Source organism: Pseudoalteromonas sp. SR45-6 (assembly GCF_014163545.1).
In the GTDB taxonomy this organism is placed as follows: domain Bacteria; phylum Pseudomonadota; class Gammaproteobacteria; order Enterobacterales; family Alteromonadaceae; genus Pseudoalteromonas; species Pseudoalteromonas rhizosphaerae.
Map to the genome: position 1 here is coordinate 1 of NZ_JACJDM010000104.1, position 4,853 is coordinate 4,853.

The 4,853-nt window shown below is 42.6% G+C and carries 5 protein-coding genes and 1 other RNA gene; 4 read left to right on the forward strand and 2 right to left on the reverse strand.

What is annotated here, in order from left to right:
- Window positions 1–42 precede the first annotated feature (42 nt).
- Both rnpB and rsmI read right to left on the reverse strand, forming a co-directional pair.
- An RNA gene (gene rnpB / locus H5158_RS22065) (RNase P RNA component class A) lies at window positions 43–421 on the reverse strand.
- A gap of 43 nt (window positions 422–464) precedes the next feature.
- Window positions 465–1,322: a 16S rRNA (cytidine(1402)-2'-O)-methyltransferase gene (gene rsmI / locus H5158_RS22070; RefSeq protein ID WP_149980608.1), complete on the reverse strand. Its 858-nt coding sequence runs from the start codon at window positions 1,320–1,322 to the stop codon at window positions 465–467.
- 61 nt (window positions 1,323–1,383) lie between these two features.
- Here rsmI and H5158_RS22075 point away from each other — a divergent pair, with 61 nt between their 5' ends.
- From H5158_RS22075 to dolP, 4 genes are read left to right on the forward strand one after another with little or no spacing between them, the layout of a single operon-like run.
- Entirely contained in the window at window positions 1,384–3,261 is a 1,878-nt protein-coding gene (locus H5158_RS22075) for a penicillin-binding protein activator (RefSeq protein ID WP_182740919.1), read from the forward strand.
- 30 nt (window positions 3,262–3,291) lie between these two features.
- Window positions 3,292–3,663, forward strand: coding sequence for a YraN family protein (locus H5158_RS22080; protein WP_182740920.1), 372 nt, complete (start codon window positions 3,292–3,294; stop codon window positions 3,661–3,663).
- A 1-nt stretch (window position 3,664) separates the two neighbouring features.
- A complete protein-coding gene (locus tag H5158_RS22085; RefSeq protein ID WP_149980605.1) occupies window positions 3,665–4,252 on the forward strand; it encodes an SIS domain-containing protein in 588 nt (195 codons plus the stop codon).
- On the forward strand, window positions 4,252–4,818 hold the full coding sequence (gene dolP, locus H5158_RS22090; RefSeq protein WP_182740921.1) for a division/outer membrane stress-associated lipid-binding lipoprotein: 567 nt from the start codon (window positions 4,252–4,254) through the stop codon (window positions 4,816–4,818). The genes H5158_RS22085 and dolP overlap by 1 nt, the downstream gene beginning before the upstream one ends.
- The last annotated feature ends 35 nt before the right edge of the window (window positions 4,819–4,853 follow it).

Genomic DNA, 4,853 nt, shown 5'->3' on the forward strand with positions numbered 1-4,853 from the left:
CAAAAAAGCCCGCAGCGTTAACTGCGGGCTTTTTTATTGAATGAGTGAGTCAGCCGTATAAGCCGGGTTCTGTCCTTTCCGAGGAAAGTGATAATCATTCGTCTAGGCCATAAATCGCTCTATGGCTCAAGCAACCTACCCGGTTCTCACGTGGGCCACGCGTTCATTATTTAAAATGATAGAACCCTATTTGGTCTTGCTCCGGGTGGAGTTTACCTTGCAACCAACTATTGCTAGTGGCCCGGTGCGCTCTTACCGCACCCTTTCACCCTTACCAATCCGAAGATTGGCGGTCTCCTCTCTGCTGCACTTGTCGTAGGCTCACGCCCCCCAGCCGTTAGCTGGCACCCTGCCCTATGGAGCCCGGACTTTCCTCCCCCTGCGCATTTTCGTTGCAGGCAGCGATCATCTTGGCTGACTCGGCGCGCAGTATACCTGAGCTGGATTGTATGTGCAGTAAAGATTTAGCCTTTTTCGTCAATAATTGTTTTATAAAGGGCATTTTTCTTCATGCCAAAATAATCAGCGACAATTCCACAGGCTTTTTTCATTGGCATTTCATTCTCAAGCAATGCCAGCATTTTGCGTGCTTCTGGCGGAATATCATCAACCTGCTTTGGATTACCAGGCAACATAAGCACTATTTCACCGCGTTGCTTGGTGGGATCGTCGGTTAAAAACTGTTTGAGTTCGCTGACTGTGCCATTAAAAAACGTTTCAAAGGTTTTGGTTAGCTCTTTAGCGAATACCACTTGTTGCTCACTACCAAGGGCAATCTCTAAGTCATCTAGGCTTGCCATAATGCGATGAGTACTTTCGTACATAATGCTGGTTATATTGGAATTAACCGCTTCAATAAAAAAGTCTTGGCGAGCTTTGCTTTTTGCAGGGGTAAAACCAATAAACTGAAAACGATCTGTTGGTAAACCTGAACAACATACAGCTGTTATGGCGGCGCATGCTCCTGGTATGGGAGTGACATGTGCGCCTTGCTCTCGGCATAAATTAACAACCGCATAACCAGGGTCACTAATTAGCGGCGTGCCTGCATCCGAAACTAGTGCTATATTTAAACCTTGATTAAGTTGATCAATAATTTGTTGCGCTTTTTGCTTTTCATTATGGTCGTGCAAAGCAAAGGTTTTTGCCTTAATGCCAAAGTGACTTAGCAACTTACCGGTATGGCGCGTGTCTTCAGCAGCGATTAAGTCAACTTGCGATAAAGTCGCGATTGCACGCTGACTTAAGTCGTCATAATTGCCGATTGGGGTGGCTACAATGTAAAGAGTGCCGATTTTCTGTGAATTCTCCTCATTTAACATTGAGGTCTCCTGCGTCAGTCAGTAATATAAGCAAATCGCGTTAACGTATTGGGAAATCATTGTGCGACTTAAACTTGTTAGTCTATTAATCATATTGTCAGGGTTATCGGCCTGTAGTACAACCGAAAAACCGACTAAAACCAGTGAAAACCTCAGTTCAGCTAATAGCGCATCACAAATTCAAGCGACTGACGCACAATCTATGTACCAACTAGCCTTAAATCGCCAAGGCGCTGATAAAATCCAACTTCTTTATAGTGCGCGTGATGCTGCGATCGCAGAGCAACAATGGCCACTGTTAGAGCAAATTAGTACTGAATTAGAACGTACTCCAAGCGTCGACCAAGTGCAAAATAAACTGTACATCGCTTTTGCGCAAATGCAACAAAACAAGAGTACTCAGGCTCTTGAGATGCTAGCCAGTTTAGACAATCAATTGACTCAACCGGAGCATTTTGCTTGGCATCAATATTTAACCGCCAGTGTGTATGCATCACAAAATTTGCCTAAAGAGGCGATGACCTACTTCTTTCGTGCCTCTGAAACCGCCAGTAAAAATAACTTAACGATTCCACAGCTCAACAAAGACCTGTGGCAAAATTTACAACAATTATCATCGTATGCTTTAGAGCGCTTTAATCGCGGCTCAGTGATACAACAAGGCTGGGTAAACTTAGCGCTCTATCACCAAGTATATTTAGGTGCTCCAGTTGAGCTTGATCAAGCAATTAATAATTGGCAACGCCGTTACCCTGGTCATCCAGCAATCGCCGTGTTGCCAAAAAAAGACGCTGAGTTAATTGCTGCTGAACCACTGAATATTGAGCGCTTAGTTGTTTTATTACCCCAATCAGGTGCTAATGAACGCTTAGGTGATGCCTTAAAAGCTGGCGTGTTAGCGGCACTAGATAGTACATCTATTGCTGAAACCATTTTTATTGATGAAATGCTTAGTTCTGCTGAGCTGTCTGCAAAACTGCTCGAAATTAATCCTGACTTTATAATTGGGCCGTTACTCAAAACGAGTATCGATAAGCTAGTTGCAAGCAAAACATTACAAGATTACCCGGTTTTGCACTTAAATACTTTTGATGGTGAGCGTCAGTCTCCACAGCATTACTTCTTCGCGCTTAATCCAGAACACGAAATACAGCAAGCACTTGAGCACTTTTTAACGGTTGGTTATCAAAAACCTATGCTGCTGGCGCCAAATAATAGTTCAGGCCAGCGCTTAGTGGATTTCTTCAACCGACAATGGCAACGCTATAGTAAAACCACACCTGAAGTTGGTCTTTATAATGATAAAAAAGATATGCCAACAACCATTGTTAACTTGTTAGAAGTTGATAAATCAAAAGAACGCATTGCGACCGTTAAGTCATTATTTAAACAAGAAGTAGAGAGTGAAACTCGCTCTCGTCGTGATATTGATGTTATTTATATTCTCGGTGATGCTATCGAAACTCGCTTGATTAAACCTTATTTAGATGTAAATGTGAGTACCTTTGCTGATCGCATTCCACTGTATGCCAGTTCAAAAAGTCATAGCAAGCAAATCGATAGCACCGATAAAGGCGATCTCGATGGTTTGTATTTTACCGAGTTACCATGGATGCTTAGTGGGCAAATAAAAGATCATGCCTTACGCCAGCAATATAATTCGCTGTGGCCAGAACAGGCTGATATAAGTCAGCGTTTATTTGCCATGGCCTATGATTCAGTTGCTATGCTAAGTAATATCACACAATTGAGTATGCTCCCCGGTAAGCGATTTAATGGCTTAACTGGCCAATTGAGTATTACCAGTGATGGGCAAATTAATCGCCAACTTAATTGGGCGCAATACAAAAATAGACAAATCCAAGCGGTACAGCTAGCAACATCAGCGCCGTTACCATTATTTATGCAATCAGCTACCAACCGATCATACAGTGAGTAGTTAAAAGCAATATAAAACAAGGATGTTGTGATGTCGTGGTTTAAACAACTGTGGCAAAATAGCCGAGAAAAAGGCCAGTATTACGAGCTTCAAGCGCAAAAATACTTAATAACGCAAGGGTTGATCCCGTTAGAGCGTAACTATAACTGCCCCTACGGGGAGCTAGATGTAATAATGCGCGATGGCAACACGCTAGTGTTTGTGGAAGTGAAATTTCGTAGTAGCTATGTTAAAGGTGGAGCAATCCACGCTTTAGGTAAACAAAAGCAAGAACGTTTAAAACGCTCTATTTACCATTATTTAGCAACGAAAAAGCTTAGTGATCAAGCAATAAGAATCGACTTTGTCGCAATAACTGGCGACACATCGCAACAACTTAATTGGATAAAAAACGTATTTTAATATGCAAGATACTATAAAAGAGATTTTTACAGAAAGCATTCAGGTGCAAATAGCCGCCGGTGAAGTACTTCCTAGCGCCTTAGAAGCCGCTGCATTTACCATAGCGCAGAGCCTAATCAATGGTAATAAGTTGATTTGTTGTGGTACTGCCAGCTGCCACATGCTGGCCCAACATATGGCTGGCGTATTGATCAACTACTACGAAACCGAACGTCCTTGTTTACCGGCAATTGCGCTATCACAAGAACATATCAATCTTGGTCCAAGTAACCAAAGTGACGACCAAGAAACCTTTGCCCGTCAAGTACGAGCGTTTGCTCAACAAGGTGACTTACTATTGGTTTTAGCAATCAATGGCAACGAAAAAAACATCATATCGGCAGTCGAAGCCGCACTCACCAAAGACATGAAAGTTATTGTTATGGTTGGTGATGACGGCGGTGAGCTAGTAGGTTTACTCGGTGCCAATGATGTCGAAATTCGTGTTCCGTCAAAACGTCCGAGCCGCATCATAGAATCTCACTTGGTTAATCTTCATTGTTTGAGTGAACTCGTCGACTTGACCCTATTCCCACAGGAAGAAAGCTAATGTTGAAACAATCTCTAATTGTTATTAGTACAGTACTATTATTACAAGGCTGCGCTGCTGCCGTTGTTGCAGGTACCGCTGGTGCTGTTACCGCAGCCAACGATCGTCGTACTCTTGGTTCGCAAATCGATGATAGTAATATCGAAATCAAAGCTGGGGTCGCAATAAACGATGTACCTCGCCTTGCTGATCATGCCAACATCAGCGTGATTAGCGTTAACGGCATTGTATTGTTAATAGGCCAGGTTGCAACTCAAGAAATGAAAAACGAGGCTCAGCGTACGATTGAGGGCTTACCTGCTATACGCAAAATACATAACCAAATTCGTATTGGCTCCAACATAAGCATGAGCACCCAGACCCATGATTCTTGGTTAACCTCTAAAGTAAAAACACAATTACTTACCACCGACAACATCAGTAGCAACAACATCAAAGTAGTAACTGAGAATGGCGAAGTATTTTTAATGGGCTTAGTATCAGATGCAGAAGCAAACACCGCTGTAAGCGTTGCTCGTAATATATCGGGTGTAGAACGCGTTATTAAAGTATTTGAATATTTGTAAAGGTATCAGGTTCTAGGTTCTAGGTTCTAGGTTCT